Genomic DNA, 18627 nt, shown 5'->3' on the forward strand with positions numbered 1-18627 from the left:
AAGGCCGGCGGACATCAGAGGAGTCTTCGTCACCCGTCAGCAGTTCTCAGCCAAGCCTTCTCTGGCTGAGAACCGATCACTGACAGCTGACAACTCGCTCAGACCTTGGCCTTCTCCAGCTGGAGATTGAGGCACAGGCCGCGGATTTCGTTCATGAGCACGTCGAAGCTGGCGGGGGTGCCCGCTTCCAGCGTGTTCTCTCCCTTGACCATCGACTCGTAAATCTTGGTCCGGCCTTCCACGTCGTCGCTCTTGACGGTGAGGAGCTCCTGGAGGATGTAGGCCGCCCCGTACGCTTCGAGGGCCCACACTTCCATCTCCCCGAACCGCTGACCGCCGAAGCGGGCCTTTCCGCCCAGCGGCTGCTGGGTGATGAGCGAGTAGGGTCCGGTCGCCCGGGCGTGCACCTTGTCGTCGACGAGGTGGTGCAGCTTGAGCATGTAGATGATCCCGACGGTCGTCTTCTGCTCGAACGTCGTTCCCGTCCGGCCGTCGTTCAGGCGGACCTTTCCGTCTTCCGGCAGCTCGGCTTCCTTGAGAGCCTCGGCCATGACTTCCGGGCTGCAGCCGTCGAACACCGGGCAGATACAGCGGTAGCCGATCTTCGAGGCGGCCCACCCCAGGTGGGTCTCGAGGATCTGACCGACGTTCATACGGCTCGGCACCCCCAGCGGGTTGAGGACGATGTCGACCGGCGTGCCGTCGTCGAGGTACGGCATGTCTTCGATCGGCAGGACCTTGGAGATGACCCCCTTGTTCCCGTGCCGTCCGGCCATCTTGTCCCCGACGGAGATCTGCCGCTTCGAGGAGACGTAGACCTTGACCATCTGCAGCACGCCGTTCGGGAGTTCGTCCCCGCGCTTCATGCTGTTGAGCTTGAGGTCCGCGTCGTCGATCGCGTCGTCGACAGTCGGCCACGACTCCTTGAAGAGCTTGCGGGCGTCGGCCTGCTTCTGCGGGCTGCGGACGTCCAGCGTCTCGAAGGCCGACGGGAACTTGCGGGCGTACTCGGAGAGGAACTTGTGGTCCGTCACCGAGCGGAGCTCGCGGCCGTCGTCGTCGGTCAGGTGCTTGCCAAGGACCTTGTCCATCTCGGAAACGAATGCCAGGAAGGCTTCGGCCACGGCCGTCTGGCCAACCTGCTCGACCTTCTTGACGTCCTGGTCGAACTTCTTGCGGTCCGCTTCCGACAGGCTCATCCGCCGCGAGAACTTCTCGGTGTGGATGACGATCCCTTCGACGCCCGACGGGACTTCGAGGGACTCGTTCTTCACGTCTTCCCCGGCCTTGCCGAAGATCGCCGCGAGGAGCTTTTCTTCCGGCGTCAGCTCGGTCTTGGCCTTCGGCGTGACCTTCCCGACGAGGATGTCGCCGGGGCGGACGCGCGTTCCGACGTGGACGATCCCGTTCTCATCGAGATGGCGGAGCGCCTTCTCGCTGACGTTCGGGATGTCGCGGGTGAACTCTTCCCGGCCGAGCTTCGTCTCGCGGATTTCGACGTCGAACTCGTCGATGTGGATCGACGTGTAGACGTCTTCCTTCACGAGCCGCTCGGACAGAATGATGGCGTCTTCGAAGTTGAACCCTTCCCACGACATGAAGGCGACGAGGACGTTCCGGCCGAGGGCCAGCACGCCGTTCCGGGTCGCGGCACTGTCGGCGAGGATCTCCCCCTTCTTGACCCGCTGGCCGACGGCGACGATCGGCTTCTGGTTGAGGCAGGTCCGCTCGTTGAGGCCGGTGTACTTGCGGAGCGGGTAGTTCTTCCCTTCGATCTCGACGCGGTCCGCGTCGACGTAGGTCACCTTGCCCGCCCGTTCGGCGCGGGGAACCATCCCGGAGTACTTCGGCAACTCGTCTTCGAGACCGGTGCCGACGATCGGCGGCTCGGTGACCAGGAGCGGCACCGCCTGCCGTTGCATGTTCGAACCCATCAGGGCCCGGTTGGCGTCGTCGTGCTCGAGGAATGGGATCAGACCGGCCGAGATCCCGACCATCTGGGCCGGGGCGACATCGATGTACTGAACCGCCTTCCCTTCCACCCAGTGCACGTCGTTCCGCCAGCGGGCGAGGACGCGTTCCTGGGCGATCTTGCCGTTCTCGACGACCGTATCGGCCGGAGCCACGATCACGTTCGCTTCTTCGTCCGCCCGCAGCCACTCGACGTCTTCGCCGATCTTGCCGCTCACCACCTTCCGGTACGGCGTGATCAGGAAGCCGTAGTCATCCACCTTGGAATAGATGCTGAGGCTCGAGATCAGGCCGATGTTCGTACCTTCGGGCGTCTCGATCGGGCAGATGCGGCCGTAGTGCGAGATGTGCACGTCGCGGACTTCGAAGCCCGCCCGCTTCCGGTTGAGACCGCCGGGACCGAGGGCCGACAGGCGCCGCTCGTGAGTGATCATCGAGAGCGGGTTCGTCTGGTCGACGACCTGGGACAGTTCGCTCCGACCGAAGAAGAACTCGATCGCCGCCGAGACGCTCTTCGGGTTGACGAGCGTCCGGGGGGTCATGTTCTCCATTTCCTTCATGCTCATCCGCTCCTGAACGGTGCGGCGGAGCTTCAGGAAACCCTTGCGGAGCTCTTCCGAGGCGAGCTCGTCGATCGTGCGGAGACGGCGGTTCCCCAGGTTGTCGATGTCGTCGACATGGGCCGTCTGGTCGTGGACCCGCAGCTTGACGAGGTACCGGATCGAGTTGATGAAGTCGAGCGGCTGGAGGGTCATCTCCTCGTCGGAGATGTCCTGGCCGAACTTGCGGTTGATGCGGAACCGGCCGACGCGGCCGAGCCGGTACCGGTTGACGTCGAAGAACTTCTCCTTGAAGAGCGCCATCGCCTTCTCGAGCTGCGGCGGGTTGCCGGGCCGCAGCCGCTGGTAGATCTTGAGCAGCGCCTCTTCGTGGCTGTTCGTCGAGTCTTCGATCACCGAGCTCAGGATCAGCGAGTCTTCCCCTTCGCCGATCAGATCGACCGCCTTGACGCCGGCTTCGATGATCTCCTGGGCATTCGACTTCGTGATGCGGTGGCCGACTTCCGTGATGATCTCACCGACCCGCTCGCCCGACGGATAGGCGATGTCGTCCGCGGCGAACTTGCCGACGAGCGAGTCGTCGCCCCCCGCCTTCACCTTGACGTGCTCGACCTTGTAGAACAGCTTCAGGAGGTCCGTGCTCGTCGAATACTCGGGGCTCATGGCCCGAAGCAGAGTCATCGCCGAGAACCGGCCGCTCTGGTCGATGCGGACGCCGAGCGTTTCCTTCTTGCTGACGGCAAGCTCGATCCAGCTTCCGCGCTCGGGAATGATGCGGCAGCTGTATCCCTTGCGGTCCGGCTCGTCGCTCTTGACGAAGTCGACGCCAGGCGAACGGTGAAGCTGGCTGACAACGACGCGCTCGGCACCGTTGATGATGAACTCGCCGCCGCCGAGCATGATCGGCATGTCGCCGAGGTACACTTCTTCCTCGATCGGCTGCTCCTTGACGAGCCGCAGCCAGACGCGGAACGGCCGGCCGTAGGTCAGGCGGAGCTGACGGCATTCCGTCGGGGTGTAGCGGGGTTTGCCGAGTTCGTAACGGATGTATTCGAGCCGGTGCAGGCCGTCATAGCTCTCGACCGGGAACACTTCCCGGAGAATCTCTTCGAGGCCCTGGTTCTTCCGCTGATCCGGACGCTTCTCGAACTGCAGAAACCGGGCGTAGGACTCGGTCTGGATCTGCGTCAGATCGGACAGGTCGAACTGCCCCTGGATCTGACCAAAGTGCCGAACTTCCGGCATCTTGAGAATGCGTTCGGAAGAGATTGCCATGCTGAATCCTCAAATCCCGTGAGTCGGGGGTTGTACGAGCGAAAGGCGAAACGAAACCGAAGGCCCGAGGGCTGTGCTGTCACAGAGCAGCGGCGGCCAGACAGCGAGGCGGCCGAAAACGCCACGCCGCCCTGAAGGGGAGGGGAACGGCTCGTGGCGATAAGAGAATGTGGTCCAGCCGAACAATGTGATCTTGCCGAATGCGGCGAGACCGGGCACCATCACCGGGCGACTTCAACCCTTTCAGGCGTGCGCGCAACGGCGGAACTCCTTGCAGCGGCGCGAGGCTTCTTCCTTCCACCACGCGCTCTCCCCCAATGTGTCGTTGACCTGCCGGACCGAAGCAGCTCCCCCGCTCGTCCCGACACCGTCCGTTTGCGACGACCATTCCTTCGCGGCCCGTCGGCCACTGCCGGAACAGTCGACGCCGATTTCCCGGCCCCTCAACGAAGACACGAGCGGCGCGGAAATCCACGCCCCTCGGCTGACTTCTGTGGAGAGACCTCTCCTGCGGGAAGGTCGGCAATCCGAATGATAGGCAGCAAATCCCCCTGCGCCAACTGACTGGCGAGAGATTTGCACTACGTCGCAGCCATCCATGCTGTCAAATGCGAAATCCCAACCCGGCCGAATTTGACGCGAGTTGGGATTGCTGAGAGTTTTCAGTCGTCAGCTTTCGGCTATCAGCAATTCGCAGCCGACCACCGAAAGCCATCAACCGACAACCGAAACTACTTGAGCTCGACCTTGGCGCCGGCCGCTTCGAGTTCTTTCTTGATCTTCTCGGCTTCTTCCTTCGGAGCGCCGGTCTTGACGGGCTTCGGAGCCCCTTCGACGAGGTCCTTGGCTTCCTTCAGGCCCAGAGCGGTGATCGTGCGGACGACCTTGATGACTTCGAGCTTCTTCTCACCGACAGCGGCGAGAATGACGTCGAACTCGGTCTTCTCAGCAGCGGCCGGAGCAGCGCCCGGGCCAGCCGGAGCGGCAGCCATCATGACGGCCCCGCCGCCAGCCGGCTTGATGCCGTGAACTTCTTCGAGGTAGTCCGCCAGGGCCTTGGCCTGGAGGAGGGTGAGGCCGACGAGCTTGTCGCCGAGTTCCGTGGTCGCCGAATCAAATTCCTTGGACATGGTTCTCTCTCAGTTTTCGCGTGATCGCGTGTGTTAGGAATAAACAGAAAAACGAGCTCAGCTGGGATCGGAAAAGAGGAGCGCTCCTATGCGGCGTCTCCTTCCTTCTCTGCACCGGCCTTCTCCGCGCCTTCCTTCTCGGAGAGCGCTTTGACCTGACCGGAGAGATAACCTCCCGGTCCCAACAGGGCACCTGACAGCCGCGATGCCGGACTGAGAAGCAGTCCCGAAATCTTCGAGAGCAGTTCGGCGCGACCGGGGCTCTTGCTCAGATCCTCGACGCCCTTGGCATCCAGAACCTGACCATCGATGGCCCCGCCCTTGATCGCGATCTCCTTGACGTCCTGGGACCACTTCACCAGCTCCTTGGAGAGCTGGACGACGTCTTCCCCACCCCACGCCAGAAGCGAGGGGCCCTTCAGGAGACCGGCCATTTCGTCAAGCCCCGCTTCCCGCAGTGCGACGCGGGCGAGCGAGTTCTTGACCGTCGAAACACGGATCCCCTTCTGCACGAGAGACAGACGGAACCGGTTGTCCACACTGGGCGTCATCTTCGACGTATCGAGCACGAGCATGTCCCGGCTCTCCCCCAGACGCTTCCGGAGGTCGTCGATCAACATACGCTTGACGACTTTACTCATGATTCCAACGAGAGGCTGAAGGCTATGGGCTGCAGGCCAAATGGAGCCGACAGCAAAGCTCACCCGGCAGAGGACGCCGGGGCAAAACGAAAACTAGGCCAGGATCCGGACACCCGGGGTCTGCGTCCCCGAGATCGTGACGCTGCGAACGTACTGCCCCTTCGAGGCGGTCGGCTTCAGCGTCTGGATCATCTTGAGGAGGGCATTGGCGTTGTCGGTGAGCTGCTCTTCCGAGAACGACATCTTGCCGACGATCGTGTGGACAATTCCGGCGTCATCGCAGCGGAACTCGACCTTACCGGCCCGGTATTCCCGAACCGCATTGGCGACGTCCATCGTGACCGTCCCGGCCCGCGGCGACGGCATGAGGCCGCGGGGACCGAGCACGCGGCCCAGGGGACCGACGACGCCCATCATGTCCGGCGTCGCGATCGCGACGTCGAAATCCATCCAGCCTTCCTTGATCTTGTCGGCGAGCTCCTTGCCGCCGGCGTGCTCCGCCCCAGCCGACAGGGCGACCTGAACGTTCGGCCCCTGGCAGAAGACGACGACACGCTTCGACTTGCCAATCCCGTGCGGATAGACGATCGAACCGCGAACGATCTGATCGGCATGCTTCGGGTCGACGCCGAGACGGATCGAGACTTCGATCGTCTGATCGAGCTTCGACGGCTTGATGCCGGCCGGGAGGCTCGTTTCGAACTTCTTGAGGGCGGCAACCGCCTTGGGGAGATCCAGGACGCCGAGCTTGGCAGCCTGCTCCTGAAGGAATTTCTGACGCTTGGAGAGCTTGGCCATGATCCACCGACGAAAACTGTGTTCTAAAAACTTCGGGCCGCGGCCGACTACTCGACGATGGTGATCCCCATGCTGCGGGCGGTCCCGCAGATGATCCGATAGGCGTGATCCATATTGGGGGAATTCAGATCCTTCTGCTTCGTCTTGGCGATCTCCAGGACCTGCTCCTTGGTCACCGTCCCGACCTTCTCGGTCCGGGGATTCGCCGCACCCTTGGCGACTTGGGCGTACTTCTTGAGAAGGACGGCCGCCGGCGGGCTCTTGAGAACGAAGTCGAACGACCGATCGTTGTAGATCGAGATCACGACCGGAACGATCATCCCGTTCAGGTCGCGCGTCGCGTCGTTGAACTGCTTGACGAACTGCCCGAGGTTCACACCGTGCGGTCCGAGCGACGTACCGACCGGAGGAGCCGGCGTTGCCTGGCCACCCGGGATCTGAACCTTGACCTCTGCGGTCTTCTGCTTAGCCATCGCCGTCCCTCTATTCCAATCGCTCGGTCAACAACCGGTCGCTGCCAACAAAATCGCCGCTGTATTCTGAAACGTGTCCCCCGACTTCCGAGCACCGGAAGCGGCCAGCCCTACACCTTTTCCACCTGCCAGTGCTCAAGCTCCACCTCGGTCGGGCGACCGAAGATCTGAATCAGCACCTTGACCTTGCCGCTGGTCGAGTCCAGGGAGTCCACGGTCCCTTCGAAGCTTTCGAAGGCCCCCTCCTTGATCTTCACGTGCTCGCCGACCGCAACGCTGAAGCGAACCTGCGGGGTGGCGTCCTTGGCCCCGGCTGCCGCAGCCCCTTCGGCGTCCCCTTCCACGGGAACATCCAGGCCGAGCATCCGCGAGACCTCGACATCGGACATCGGAATCGGCTTGCCGCCGGCCCCCGTGAAGTCGCCGATGCCGGTGGTGCCCAGGACGAGATACCACGTCTCGTCGTTGAGGTCCATGTTGATCATCATGTAGCCCGGAAAGAGCTTCTGCTCCCGGACCTTCCGCTTGCCGTTCTTCGTCTCGACGACCTTTTCGGTCGGAATGACGATCTCGCCGAAGTGCTCCTGGAGCCCCTCCATCTTGATCCGCTTCAGCAGCGAATCCTTGATGCTCTTCTCGCGGTTGCTCTGAACCTTCAGAACGTACCAGCGGAAAGGAGACTCCGGAACTGCCGCGGCGGCAGGAGCTTCCGGCGCGGACTCCTCCGGCGCAGCGGAGGCCGCAACGGCCTGGCCGTCGTGCGCGTCGTCGGTCGTGTCTTCCGGCTCGCTCATGGGGGGGAGCATTTTCAACGAACGGTTAAATTATTTCAAGCCACAACGATTGCGTTTTCTTGACGTTGCGGCATAGGCGACAACGGCGCCCGCATCAACGGCCCGCGAATCCTTCGCAACGACCCGTACCGCCAACCTCAGGCGCTGATTTCCAGGAACCCGATGAGGCGGAACAAGGCGACCCACAGGTAATCGCAGATCGCCAGGTAGGCGCCGAACAGGAACATCACGCCGACCACCACCATTGCGGCGCGACGGAGGTACTCCCAGCTCGGCCAGTTGACCTTGGCCATCTCCGCTTCAACGGAGATCAGGAAGTTGGCGAACGGCGGGTAGTTGACGATGCGGTACGCGCCCCAGGCGGCCACGGCCGCGAGAGCCACCGGAACCCCGAGGTTCACCGCGCGAGGCGCGTCGCTCAGGAGGGTCTCCTTGAGCCGCCAGCAGCCAACGACTGCCAGCGCGAAGATCGCCACGGCGGTCGCCTGACGAACCAGCCGCCCTTGCGTCCGCTTGAAGATCCCGGTCCCGAAGAACGCGGAGAACATCGATTGATCGTCCAACGCCTTCGACATGGACTTCCGTTCGCTTGCTTGTCGCCAGGGACTCGATTTCCGAATTGAACACGAGCGGAAGGAATCGAACCTTCAACCTGCGGATTTGGAATCCGCTGCTCTGCCAATTGAGCTACGCTCGTCTGAAGGAGCTCTCCAGCCTTCGGTTGCCAGTTCTCAGCCAGAGACCCTGACTGACGACTGAAAACCCTCGACTGACGACTTCCTCACTTCTTCCGCGATTCCTTGTGATCGGTGTGCTTGCGGAGCTTCTTGTTGTACTTCTTCAGCGTCAGCCGCTCGGTGCCGCGCGTTTCCTTGGGAGTCCGGTAAGTGCGGAGGCTCGTTTCCGTGCACTCGAGCCAGACATATTCACGGGCCATGATCGACTCCAACCGCCTGACGCAGGCGTCCTGATTCTGGAAGACCACAAAGGCCGCCGGGCCCAAACCCGCCAGCCTTCGCGACTGCTTTCACTGATCCGCTGAGCGGACGCTCTTCAATTCGTCCGCCGCCGGGACCATTCATTCGATTTCCCGCCGGGATTCACTCCCCGCGGCAGCCGGCGATCCGGCAAAGCCGAAACCCGGCGAAGATCGCCGGGCTTCGGAAGTTCAACAACTAGGCGAGGATCTTGGTGACGACGCCCGAACCGACCGTGCGGCCCCCTTCGCGGATCGCGAAGCGGGAACCTTCGTTCATGGCGATCGGCTTGCCGAGCTCGACTTCCAGCTTGACGTTGTCGCCAGGCATGCACATGTCGGCTCCGCCCATCAGCTTGACGCCGCCGGTCACGTCCGTCGTGCGGAAGTAGAACTGCGGGCGGTATCCGCTGAAGAACGGGGTCTTGCGGCCCCCTTCTTCCTTGCCCAGCACGTACACTTCGCACTCGAACTTCGTGTGCGGCTTGACCGAGTTCGGAGCGGCGAGCACCTGGCCGCGTTCGACGTCGTCCTTGCCCGTACCGCGGAGGAGCAGACCGACGTTGTCGCCGGCGATCCCTTCGTCGAGGGTCTTCTGGAACATTTCGACGCCGGTCACGACAGTTTCCTGCGTGTCGCGGAGACCGATGATCTGGGCCTTTTCGCCAACCTTGATCTTGCCGCGTTCAATACGGCCGGTAATCACGGTACCGCGGCCGGAGATCGAGAACACGTCTTCGATCGCCATCAGGAACGGCTTGTCCTGCTCGCGGGCCGGTTCCGGGATGTCCTTGTCGAGGGCGGTCATCAGCTCGATGATGCACTTCTGGCAGGCCGGATCCTGCGGGGTGTCGAGAGCCGCGCGGGAGTTGCCGCGGATGATCGACACGGTGTCGCCCGGGTAGCCGTTCTTGTTCAGCAGGTCGCGGACTTCCATCTCGACGAGCTCGAGGAGCTCCGGATCGTCGACGAGGTCGCACTTGTTGAGGTAAACGACGAGGGCGGGCACGTTGACCTGGCGGGCCAGGAGGATGTGCTCGCGGGTCTGCGGCATCGGGCCGTCGGCGGCGGACACGACCAGGATCGCGCCGTCCATCTGGGCGGCACCGGTGATCATGTTCTTGATGTAGTCGGCGTGACCCGGGCAGTCGATGTGAGCGTAGTGACGGAGGTCGCTCTCGTACTCGACGTGCGAGACGGCGATGGTCACGGTCTTGGTTTCGTCGCGGACCGTACCGCCCTTGGCGATATCGGCGTACGACTTCATCTTGGCGAGACCGCGAGCGGACTGAACGGCGAGGATCGCCGCCGTCGTGGTCGTCTTACCGTGGTCGATGTGCCCGATGGTTCCCACGTTGACGTGCGGCTTCGTGCGAACGAAATTTTCCTTCGCCATTTCTCTTGCTCCAACTCCCAGTTACGAATGGTTTTCTGCGAATACGACAGCCGACTCGGCTGTTCGATATGGACTCACGGGCGTCCTGGCACGTCACTGGAAATCTAAACCGCGACCGACGCCGACACGACCGGCAACATACCGGAAGCTGCTGCTGGGATTTGAACCCAGGACCTCGTCCTTACCAAGGACGCACTCTACCAGCTGAGCTACAGCAGCAGAGAGTTTTCGATTTTCGGCCGCTCGCCCCCAGCTTGAAACTGAAGACGGGAAACCGATCACCGACGACTCACAGCGGGTGAAGGGAATCGAACCCTCACCACCAGCTTGGAAGGCTGGAGCTCTACCATTGAGCTACACCCGCAGGGGGAGAGCTTTTCGGCAGCCAGCACCTGGTGGCCGGCCAGGGTCACTGGACGGCCCCTTCGCCTGGCGGGCGGAAGGCTCGAACAAATTGTCCTCGTCAGTCTTCGCCGCAGCCATTTCTGGCTGAGAGCGGGTTCCCGACGGCGAGTTACATCAGTGGGGAGAACAGGATTCGAACCTGTGAAGGCAGAGCCACCAGATTTACAGTCTGGCCCCGTTGGCCGCTTGGGTATCTCCCCGATTTTTCCAACCGGGCGATTCACCCGGATCTGTCAATTTCGGACTGGTCGTCGCCGACCGTTCATTTCGAACCGGAACACCGTCCCGGCTCCGCCGAACCCGCGTTGCCGCAAGTTCGGTTTCCATCAGAGCTAGCGGAGGGATTCGAACCCACAACCGCCTGTTTACAAAACAGGAACTCTGCCGTTGAGCTACGCTAGCGGGATCGTGTTTCGACGCGGAAGGGGTCGAAACTATATCGTTCCGGACCTCGTCTGCAAGTGGAACACCGCCTGCAAGGGGAACGCGTTCGCCAACCGCGGATCGCGGTTTCGAACTGCGGGCTCAACGAAAGGCCGAAAAGTATAAGGACGGCCCGGGGATCTCTGCAAGCGCGTCGCGGAACGGCGCGATTGCGGATCGTGCTGGCCCCCAAAGTTTTCGGTTTCCTGGCCCGCTCTGTCCCGTCATTCGGCCTCCAGCCCCCCGATTCGACCGGCCGCCGCCGCCTCTCGTTTCCCTCGGCCACGGCGAATCGACGGAACTGCGTCCTCCACCGGCCAGGACGAATTATTCCAACAGACCCGGCCAGGTGAACACACGGCCACAACCGCCCGCGGACGACCGCCGCGCCATGCGTCGGAACTCGCTGGCAAAACCGGTAGACTCCCGACACAGACACGCGACGCGCCCCTCAGGTTCCCCCATGTCCACGCCCAGCCCGCTGGCCCAGATCGACGCCCGCCTCGTACCTCTGCGGGGCCGACTGCTCTCGCACCCCGTCTACGACGCCATCCGGGACCTCGCCGGCCTCACCACCTTCATGGAGCACCACGTTTTTGCGGTCTGGGACTTCATGTCCCTCGTCAAGACGCTCCAGCGGCAGCTGACGACGATCACCGTGCCGTGGACCCCGCCGGCCGACCCGATCAGCGCCCGGATGATTAACGAGATCGTGCTGGGAGAAGAGACCGACCTCGACGACGAACAGCGGCCGCTGAGCCATTTCGACCTCTACCGCAGCGCCATGACGGAAGCCGGGGCCTCCCTGGAAGGGTCCGAAAGCCTGATCCGGGAGATCCGGGCGGGGACCCCGCTCGAGCCGGCGCTCGCCGGCCCCGCGATTCCCCCCGCGGCAGCGGAGTTCGTCCGGCAGACCTTCCGCATCATCGACTCGGGCGACATGCCGACGATCGTGTCGGCCTTCGCGTTCGGGCGGGAAGACCTCCTGCCGCGCGTCTTCCGCAGGCTGGTGGCGGACATCTCGCAGCGGTTTCCCCATCGGCTCGGGCGATTCCTGTACTACCTCGACCGCCATATTTCGCTCGATGGCGAAGCGCACGGCCCCCTCGCGATGCGGCTCGTGACCCGGGCCTGCGGCGACGACCCCGAGCTCTGGAAACGGGCCGAGGAAGCCGCCGTCGCGTCGCTCGAAGCCCGCATCGCCCTCTGGGACGCCATGGCGGCAAAGATTTCCGCTTCCACTCCAGCCTGATCCGGCGGGCCTCAAAGTCTTCCCAGGCTGCCTCGCCGCGTGCCTCGCGGCCATGCAAAACGCTACATCCGCCGCGGACGCGCCGTTTTTCGGTATTCCTGCCCGCCGGCACCGGACGATGTCCAGTAGGACGACGGAAAGTCCGGCGGAGCGAGTTCGCCTGGACGCCTCCCGCATTGAGTTACCGAAACCGGCCCGACGGGACAGCCCGCACCCCTTCCTCACGGCCAACGCGAGGCGGATGGATTCATGGAAGAGCACAAACCGCGAATTGCAGGGACCTGGTCTCCTGCTGCCGGCCCGTGGCTGGAGATCGTCCGGGGGAAGACGAGCTTTCCCTGCCGCCCGATCCAGAAGGACCGGTTCCTGATCGGCGCCGGCAGCCAGTGCGACCTCCAGCTGGGAGGGACGTCGACGCCGATGCTGCACTGTCTGATCCTGGCCACGGAGACCGAGGTCTCGATCGAAGCCTTCGTCCCCGCTCCGTCGCTGCGGATCGACGGCGTGGCGACGCGTTCAGCCGAACTCCTGGGGGGAGAACTGATCAGCATCGGCGGCGTCGACCTGCGGTTCCACGCCCGACCGGCGACCGCCAGCTCGACGCGGTCCGCGACGCTCCGCGAGCGGTTCGACGCCGCTCATCTCTCGCCGCCGGAATCCGCCGACGACACGGCCGATCCGGCGGACATGACCATGCCGCAGCTTCTGGACGCTCTCGAGGCGGAGATCGAGCGGGTCAGTGCGTCCGAAGAGCGGCAGGAGCTCGGCGCGATGGCCCTGCTGGAAGCGGTTCGCGGGGCCGCCGACGAAGAGGTCTCTCCGGAGTTCGCCCCACTGGGGGAGGCCGATACCGCCCATGAGTTCGCCACGCTGCCGATCGACACGGAAGCACTCACGGAGCGGGAGGAGCAGATCCGGGAGTTCGGCGAAGTCCTGTCCGCCCGGGCCACGGAGCTGGCCGGGATCCAGGAACGGCTTGCGATCCAGATCGACCAGGTCCGCGAGAAAGTCCGCCTGATGGAGCGGCCCGACGACTCGGAGCCGCTCCGGATCAGTGCGTGAACGGCCGGAGTGATGGCGAGGCGCCCGAAGAGGTCAACACTCGCCACCTCGAACAGCGTCCTGGCAGGCACGGTTCTGCCAGCTCAAACACAACGTGCCACGGCAGCCCGGGGTCAAGGGGGCCTGTGTTGTTTCTTTGGCCCCCTTGACCCCGGAGGCGCTTTCGTTGAGGAACCGTGGGACACAACGGACGTCCCCTTTGAGCAAACGGCGTTGAGGACTCACCGCTCGCCCTGAAATCACAGCCGGTTGGTGAGGGGACATCCGGCACGCTGTCCGCGATTGGACACGAGATCCTTCAGGCAACTCTCGACGGCCAGGCCTCCGGCGGGCAAAGGAGCGTTGCCCCTCTGCACTCCCCACCAGGGGGGCCCCCTGGACCCCAGGTAAGGGGCGCACCGCCGGACCACATGATCTACGTCGCTGGGGCCGGCTCCGCTTCCGGCGCCGCCGGCGGCAACCCTTCCAGACGAACTTCGCCAAACTTCTGCTGGCACTTGGGACACTTCGCCTTCGCGATCCCCTTCGCCCCCTTGCCGCCAAAGTCCGCCTTCGCCCGCCCCTCTTCACTCATCGTCAACCCGCAGCCGGCACACTTCCAGCCGACCGTGACCAGCTTGACCGTCGGGTCCGCCTTGTAAAACTCAAGGTTGTTGAGCGACTTGAACGCCCCGCCGTACGTGCAGCGGTGCTCCGTGAACTGATCCTGCATCGGGATCCCGCAGTCACGGCCGAAGTCCACGAGACCGTAGAGCTCGGAAACGGCCTGCGCCAGAGCGCGGAACTCCGTAATCCCAAACGACAGGTACCGCGGCGGATCGGTGTCGGCAAGCGACGGAAGCTGCACCGCAATGCGGCCGCCCCCAAAGACCGGAACGCCGGCGAACATCGACTGCGAGCGGTTGGCCACGGGCTGCACGACCCGCATTTCCTGGAGCTGCTCCGGCTTGAAGAACAGCTTGTCCGCGGCGGGAATCTCCGCCGGCGGCTTCCCTTCCTTGAGATGCTGAAGGACCACGTCCCGCGGATCCTTCTTGTCGCCGCCGCCGAACATTCCCCCGGCCTTCTTGCCGAGCGTCACCACGACCATACCCTCCGGCCCGAAGCCGAGGTCGACGTTCGTGAACACCTTGACGAGGCTGTCGGGCTTGAGGACCAGCTTCTCCGGCGGAACGACGTGCAGGTGCGCGTCCTGAATCCAGCGGCCGTAGGCGACCGACTGTTCGACGGCCGACTTGTCCCCGGCCCCCTTCGACTTGGAAACCGAGTAGTCTGGCGGATCGACCGGAACGATGAACGGGGCCCGGCAGCGCGGACAGCGGCCGGTCATCCCGCGATGCTGCTCCTTGACCTCCACGCGGCAGCCGTACGGGCAGAAGATCATCAGCCCGCCGGACGCCGTCCGCACACCGCCGGTCGCCGACCGCTTCTTGCGGCGGCGGGCGGACTCGGTGTCATCCTGCATCGCGATGTCGAGCAGTGCGTCGGCGGGGTTCTGCGGACGAGCCGGAGCTTCGACCGGAGCCTCAGCCCCCTTGACCGGCTCCAGCATCGGGATCGCGGCGGGGGCTTCGTCCTTCGCCGGGGCCGACGACAGCAGCGACGTCGGCGACCCGACGAGGGCTCCCCCCAGCGGCGCGATCGGCGAGAGCTGGAAGCCCCCGTCGTCGTCATCCTCCTCTTCCGCTTCCGGTCCCGCCTGGGCGGTCAGCGAAGCGGCCTCGCCGGCCGACATCGCGGTATAGGTGGAGGGATTCGGCCGCGCCTGCATCTCCTCGAACTTTTCCTGGATCTTGGGGTTCATGAACGCCCCGCAGTTCCAGCAGCGGACCATCCCACCCCGCACGCTCTCGCCGCACTCGGGACAGGGGCGGAGGGACTGCTTCGCCAGGACGTTGCCCGGGAGCATCGGCTCTTCGGTATCTTCAGGACTCATGGAGACCACCACAGACTTCAGTGAACAACGCAGAATGCAGGACCGGAGAATTCCGGGATCAGGAGGTTCGAGCCGGCGGGACCCGCGCGGCTCGAAGAATTCCTAGCCTACCGGCGGAATTGTCGGATGGGAACTACGGATCAGGAAATCCCGTTGCGGCACCGGAGCGGCGCGGCGTGGGGTCGAACAGGACACTTCGAAGGAAAGTAACAAGCGTGCGAATTGTGGCGGCTCGTCCGCCCGAATGTGCCGTCGCCAGCCAGAGGCGCAGGGGCCTGCCTGTCGTGCGAAGGCGCCCCGGACCGCACAGGCCCCGAAAACGGAGCGAGGCCTCGAATCTTCCCGCGACCGGCCGCGCCGGAATGCCGCTTGCGTTCGGAGTCCAGTGCCAGTGGATCCGTGTGGCCGTCCATACGGTGGCGCCCCTTCAGGCGTCTCGACACAGTGTTGCAGGTACGACGATGAAGACCATGTTTCAGAAGACGACGCTTGCCCTCGGGCTGAGTGCGGCCTTGGCGATCCCGACCCTCGCGGCCAACGCCCAGGAAGCTCCGCCGCGGCCGAGCGCGGACCGCAGCGACCGCGGCGCTCCTCGTGAAGAACCGGCTCCGCGGACCGCCCCGCGCGAAGCGGTCGAAGATCCGCAGGCTCCCCGCGATGCCGCACCGCGGACGACCGAAGCCGCTCCGGCCCGCCAGGCGCCCGTGGAAGACGCTCCCGCCGCCGAACGGCCGGCCCCCTCCGGCCAGAGCTACCGCGCCAAGCAGGTCCTCGGATCCCAGGTGAGCATCACCGGCAACGTCTCGATCGGGACGGTGGAGGACATCGTCTTCGGCGACGAAGGGTATATCGAGTACCTCGTCGTCCAGAACGAAGGGAAGCTCGTGACGGTCCCCTGGGAAGCGGCCAAGTTCGATTTCCAGCAGCGGAAAGCGACCGTCAACATCACCCAGGAACAGTTCAAGCAGGTCCCGACCTACACCACGAACCAGTACCCGACGTTCTCGGCCCCGCAGTATCGGGCCGAGATCTTCCAGCGGTACAACACGACGCCGCGGGTCGACCGCCGCGTCGACCGGCGGGTTGACCGCCGGAACTGAGTGGACCGGGCGTCAAAGACGCCGCGTCCCAAGGGACAGGTGCCGGGAAACCGCACCTGTCCCTTTTTTCGTTGGGGCCTTCTCGTTTGACGGCGCCCGCCGATCGGCGAGACTGGACCTCTGAGCCGGATTCCGGTCGAGGTCCAGAGGTGCTTCCCGTGAGACTTCCCATCGTCCTGGCGGTCCTGTGGCTGGCCAGACTGAGCGCGGCGGGCGAGTTTGTCGTCACGGCGCCGCCGGCAGACATGAAGGCCGACCCGTTCTATCGCAAGTACATCGATGCGGGGGGCTACCCCATCGTGTCGAGCGAGAAGGTGAGCGACTACGCCCTGAAGGAAGCGGCATATCTCGTCTCGACCATGCTGGCGAACCGCCCGGACGTGAAGGAGGCGATGGTCCGCGGCGGGTCGCGGCTGATCGTCATGGGGGCGGGCGAGTTCACGACGCAGGTCCCCGAGCACAGCCACCTGAAGCCGGCCGAATACTGGGACGCGCGGGCCCGCGGCCTGGGCGGCTCGGAGACCGACCCCGTCTGCTCCTGCGGGGAGGAAAACCTGCTGGGCTTCGAGGGGGACCCGTACGCCGCCGAATGCATCCTGATCCACGAGTTCGCCCACAACATCCACCTGCGGGGGATGCGGGTGGTCAATCCGGAGTTCGACGCCCGGGTCCGCGCGGCGTACGACGACGCGATGGCGAAAGGGCTCTGGAAGGGGAAGTACGCGTCGACGAACCACCACGAGTACTTCGCCGAAGGGGTCCAGTCGTGGTTCGACAATAACCGCGAGAACGACCACGATCACAACCACGTGAACACCCGCGCCGAGCTACAGGAGTACGACCCGCCGCTGGCGAAGCTCTGCGAAGAGGTGTTCGGCCAGACGGAGCTCACTTACACGAAGCCCGCCACGCGGCTGCGGGACCACCTCGCGGGGTACGATCCGTCGCAGGCCCCCCGGTTTGCCTGGCCGGAGCGCCTCACGGATCAGCGAACGGCGATCCGAAAGAAGTCGGCGGAACGATCGAAGACCGCCGAGGAGCAAGGGGAGCAACCGGCCCCGAAGGACGCTGACAAAGAGCGACGATAACTCTCATCGCACAATGGTGTTGCAGTCGACCACCCTGCGGTCGACGCCCGAAACTCCTGCGGCGACACCTCCGCGCAAGCCGATCTTGAAGCAGGAACGAACGCCGGCGTTGGCGAAACTCCCGCTGGGAACGCCAAAGACGGAACGGCTGGGGCCCGTGATTGCCGCCCCAGGGCCACCGCCGCCCGAAAACAAAAGCGGTCTTCCAGTCTTGTCCGGCCCCGGGATTCTGGTAACCTTTCCGACCCGTTTGTACAGCGGGCTCGGAACGTGTCGCGTTTCTGCCGGAAGTTTCTGCAGCGAACAGGAGTGTTGAGTGGTCAAGTTGCGTATGCGGGATAACGAGTCGGTGCAGGATGCGGTCCGTCGGTTTCGTAAGCTGGTCGAGCACAGCGGGATCAAGAAGGAACTCCGCCGCCGCGAATACTTCGAAAAGCCGAGCGAGCGCCGCCGCCGGGAAAAGCTCCGCTCCAAGCAGCGGGCCCGGATCAACCAGGCCAACAACACCTGAACCTCCTGTGCCGCCCGGCCGCTCCCTGCAGAGAGCGGAACGCAGCGGACAGTGAGTCGTGATGAACACAGGACCGCCGGAAATCCCGGCGGTCCTTTTGCGTTTGAAGCGGGCCGACCGCGCTGACGTGACGAGATCACCGACCCTCGAAAGCGGACCCCAGGCATGCGCGTCCTGATCACCGCCGGCCCCACGCGGGAATACCTCGACGACGTCCGGTACCTCTCGAACGCCAGCAGCGGCCAGATGGGCTACTCGATCGCCGAGGCCTGCCTCGCCGCCGGCTGGGAGGTCATTCTGGTGAGCGGGCCGGTCTCGATCGCCCCCCCGAAGTCTCCCCTTTGCGAGACCCGCGCCGTCGAGACGACGGCGGACATGCTCGCCCGATGCGTCGAAGCCTATCCCGGATGCGACGGGGTCATCGCCACGGCGGCCGTCTGCGATTACAAGCCGGTCCAGCGCGTGACGGGCAAGATGTCGAAGTCGGGCGGCCCGATCACGATCGAGATGATCGAGACGGACGACGTGCTGGCCAACCTCGGTTCGATGAAGCGGCCCGACCAGTGGATCCTCGGCTTCGCGCTCGAAGCCCAGAACCCGCGGGAGAACGCGCTGCAGAAACTCCGCCGCAAGAACTGCGACTGGATCATCCTCAACAGCCCGGCGGCGATCGGATCGGCCGACAACTCCGTCGAACTCATCGGGAGCGCCGGCGACACGGCCGCCACGTGGTCGGGCCCGAAGACGCAGGTGGCCGCCCAGATGGTGGCCTGGCTCCAGGCGACCCTCTCTCCTCCGGCGAAACCGGCCCGCCGCAAGAAGGCCTGAGCGACTGA

General features: G+C 64.4%; 16 protein-coding genes and 5 tRNA genes. 6 read left to right on the plus strand and 15 right to left on the minus strand.

All coding sequences use genetic code 11. The features are described 5' to 3' along the window. Positions 1 to 98 precede the first annotated feature (98 nt). The 14 genes from rpoB to VT03_RS08365 all read right to left on the minus strand — a co-directional run bounded on the left by rpoB (position 99) and on the right by VT03_RS08365 (position 10821). Positions 99 to 3806 (minus strand): DNA-directed RNA polymerase subunit beta, encoded by a 3708-nt coding sequence (gene rpoB, locus VT03_RS08300; protein WP_075092558.1) that lies wholly within the window; start codon positions 3804 to 3806, stop codon positions 99 to 101. Between the two features lie 731 nt (positions 3807 to 4537). After that, positions 4538 to 4936 carry a 50S ribosomal protein L7/L12 gene (gene rplL, locus VT03_RS08305; RefSeq protein ID WP_075092559.1) on the minus strand — a complete coding sequence of 133 codons (399 nt, stop codon included), beginning with the start codon at positions 4934 to 4936 and terminating at the stop codon, positions 4538 to 4540. Positions 4937 to 5022: 86 nt separating this feature from the next. Further along, on the minus strand, positions 5023 to 5577 hold the full coding sequence (rplJ, locus tag VT03_RS08310; RefSeq protein WP_075092560.1) for a 50S ribosomal protein L10: 555 nt from the start codon (positions 5575 to 5577) through the stop codon (positions 5023 to 5025). A gap of 93 nt (positions 5578 to 5670) precedes the next feature. Next, positions 5671 to 6375, minus strand: coding sequence for a 50S ribosomal protein L1 (gene rplA, locus VT03_RS08315; RefSeq protein ID WP_075092561.1), 705 nt, complete (start codon positions 6373 to 6375; stop codon positions 5671 to 5673). A gap of 47 nt (positions 6376 to 6422) precedes the next feature. Continuing rightward, positions 6423 to 6848, minus strand: coding sequence for a 50S ribosomal protein L11 (gene rplK, locus VT03_RS08320; protein ID WP_075092562.1), 426 nt, complete (start codon positions 6846 to 6848; stop codon positions 6423 to 6425). Positions 6849 to 6958: 110 nt separating this feature from the next. Continuing rightward, positions 6959 to 7642: a transcription termination/antitermination protein NusG gene (gene nusG, locus VT03_RS08325; RefSeq protein ID WP_075092563.1), complete on the minus strand. Its 684-nt coding sequence runs from the start codon at positions 7640 to 7642 to the stop codon at positions 6959 to 6961. A gap of 137 nt (positions 7643 to 7779) precedes the next feature. Further along, positions 7780 to 8217, minus strand: coding sequence for a preprotein translocase subunit SecE (gene secE / locus VT03_RS08330; RefSeq protein WP_075092564.1), 438 nt, complete (start codon positions 8215 to 8217; stop codon positions 7780 to 7782). Positions 8218 to 8266: 49 nt separating this feature from the next. Further along, positions 8267 to 8339, minus strand: a tRNA-Trp gene (locus VT03_RS08335). Between the two features lie 84 nt (positions 8340 to 8423). After that, complete coding sequence (gene rpmG / locus VT03_RS08340) at positions 8424 to 8579, minus strand: 50S ribosomal protein L33 (protein WP_075097002.1); 156 nt, start codon at positions 8577 to 8579, stop codon at positions 8424 to 8426. Positions 8580 to 8817: 238 nt separating this feature from the next. Continuing rightward, the gene (tuf, locus tag VT03_RS08345; RefSeq protein ID WP_075092565.1) at positions 8818 to 10014 is read right to left on the minus strand and encodes an elongation factor Tu; all 1197 of its coding nucleotides are present in this window, start codon (positions 10012 to 10014) and stop codon (positions 8818 to 8820) included. 146 nt (positions 10015 to 10160) lie between these two features. Continuing rightward, positions 10161 to 10233: transfer RNA gene (locus VT03_RS08350), tRNA-Thr, on the minus strand. A gap of 74 nt (positions 10234 to 10307) precedes the next feature. Beyond that, positions 10308 to 10378: transfer RNA gene (locus tag VT03_RS08355), tRNA-Gly, on the minus strand. 159 nt (positions 10379 to 10537) lie between these two features. Continuing rightward, positions 10538 to 10619 (minus strand) — tRNA-Tyr (locus VT03_RS08360). A 130-nt stretch (positions 10620 to 10749) separates the two neighbouring features. Continuing rightward, a tRNA-Thr gene (locus VT03_RS08365) sits at positions 10750 to 10821 on the minus strand. A 484-nt stretch (positions 10822 to 11305) separates the two neighbouring features. Between VT03_RS08365 and VT03_RS08370 the strand changes: the two genes are divergently transcribed. After that, entirely contained in the window at positions 11306 to 12094 is a 789-nt protein-coding gene (locus VT03_RS08370; protein ID WP_075092566.1) for a DUF3050 domain-containing protein, read from the plus strand. A 249-nt stretch (positions 12095 to 12343) separates the two neighbouring features. Then, entirely contained in the window at positions 12344 to 13156 is an 813-nt protein-coding gene (locus VT03_RS08375) for an FHA domain-containing protein (RefSeq protein WP_075092567.1), read from the plus strand. A gap of 415 nt (positions 13157 to 13571) precedes the next feature. On the opposite strand, the gene VT03_RS08380 is transcribed toward VT03_RS08375, so the two are convergent. Next, on the minus strand, positions 13572 to 15092 hold the full coding sequence (locus tag VT03_RS08380) for a hypothetical protein (RefSeq protein WP_075092568.1): 1521 nt from the start codon (positions 15090 to 15092) through the stop codon (positions 13572 to 13574). A gap of 461 nt (positions 15093 to 15553) precedes the next feature. Between VT03_RS08380 and VT03_RS08385 the strand changes: the two genes are divergently transcribed. From VT03_RS08385 to VT03_RS08400, 4 genes are all read left to right on the plus strand, one after another. Then, positions 15554 to 16192, plus strand: coding sequence for a PRC-barrel domain-containing protein (locus VT03_RS08385; protein WP_075092569.1), 639 nt, complete (start codon positions 15554 to 15556; stop codon positions 16190 to 16192). Positions 16193 to 16350: 158 nt separating this feature from the next. Then, positions 16351 to 17280 (plus strand): hypothetical protein, encoded by a 930-nt coding sequence (locus VT03_RS08390; protein ID WP_197489252.1) that lies wholly within the window; start codon positions 16351 to 16353, stop codon positions 17278 to 17280. Between the two features lie 316 nt (positions 17281 to 17596). Further along, the gene (gene rpsU / locus VT03_RS08395) at positions 17597 to 17791 is read left to right on the plus strand and encodes a 30S ribosomal protein S21 (RefSeq protein ID WP_231870629.1); all 195 of its coding nucleotides are present in this window, start codon (positions 17597 to 17599) and stop codon (positions 17789 to 17791) included. Positions 17792 to 17956: 165 nt separating this feature from the next. After that, positions 17957 to 18619 (plus strand): phosphopantothenoylcysteine decarboxylase, encoded by a 663-nt coding sequence (locus VT03_RS08400; protein ID WP_075092572.1) that lies wholly within the window; start codon positions 17957 to 17959, stop codon positions 18617 to 18619. The last annotated feature ends 8 nt before the right edge of the window (positions 18620 to 18627 follow it).

Source organism: Planctomyces sp. SH-PL14, assembly GCF_001610835.1.
Lineage (GTDB): Bacteria > Planctomycetota > Planctomycetia > Planctomycetales > Planctomycetaceae > Planctomyces_A.

Excerpts from the sequence above, each read along its gene's own strand:
- rplK (WP_075092562.1), bottom strand. The coding sequence starts at position 6,848 with ATGGCTAAGCAGAAGACCGCAGAGGTCAAGGTTCAGATCCCGGGTGGC.
- VT03_RS08400 (WP_075092572.1), top strand. The coding sequence starts at position 17,957 with ATGCGCGTCCTGATCACCGCCGGCCCCACGCGGGAATACCTCGACGAC.
- tuf (WP_075092565.1), bottom strand. The coding sequence starts at position 10,014 with ATGGCGAAGGAAAATTTCGTTCGCACGAAGCCGCACGTCAACGTGGGA.
- rpoB (WP_075092558.1), bottom strand. The coding sequence starts at position 3,806 with ATGGCAATCTCTTCCGAACGCATTCTCAAGATGCCGGAAGTTCGGCAC.
- rplL (WP_075092559.1), bottom strand. The coding sequence starts at position 4,936 with ATGTCCAAGGAATTTGATTCGGCGACCACGGAACTCGGCGACAAGCTC.
- rpmG (WP_075097002.1), bottom strand. The coding sequence starts at position 8,579 with ATGGCCCGTGAATATGTCTGGCTCGAGTGCACGGAAACGAGCCTCCGC.
- VT03_RS08385 (WP_075092569.1), top strand. The coding sequence starts at position 15,554 with ATGAAGACCATGTTTCAGAAGACGACGCTTGCCCTCGGGCTGAGTGCG.
- rplA (WP_075092561.1), bottom strand. The coding sequence starts at position 6,375 with ATGGCCAAGCTCTCCAAGCGTCAGAAATTCCTTCAGGAGCAGGCTGCC.
- VT03_RS08380 (WP_075092568.1), bottom strand. The coding sequence starts at position 15,092 with ATGAGTCCTGAAGATACCGAAGAGCCGATGCTCCCGGGCAACGTCCTG.
- rplJ (WP_075092560.1), bottom strand. The coding sequence starts at position 5,577 with ATGAGTAAAGTCGTCAAGCGTATGTTGATCGACGACCTCCGGAAGCGT.
- VT03_RS08370 (WP_075092566.1), top strand. The coding sequence starts at position 11,306 with ATGTCCACGCCCAGCCCGCTGGCCCAGATCGACGCCCGCCTCGTACCT.
- nusG (WP_075092563.1), bottom strand. The coding sequence starts at position 7,642 with ATGAGCGAGCCGGAAGACACGACCGACGACGCGCACGACGGCCAGGCC.
- secE (WP_075092564.1), bottom strand. The coding sequence starts at position 8,217 with ATGTCGAAGGCGTTGGACGATCAATCGATGTTCTCCGCGTTCTTCGGG.
- VT03_RS08375 (WP_075092567.1), top strand. The coding sequence starts at position 12,344 with ATGGAAGAGCACAAACCGCGAATTGCAGGGACCTGGTCTCCTGCTGCC.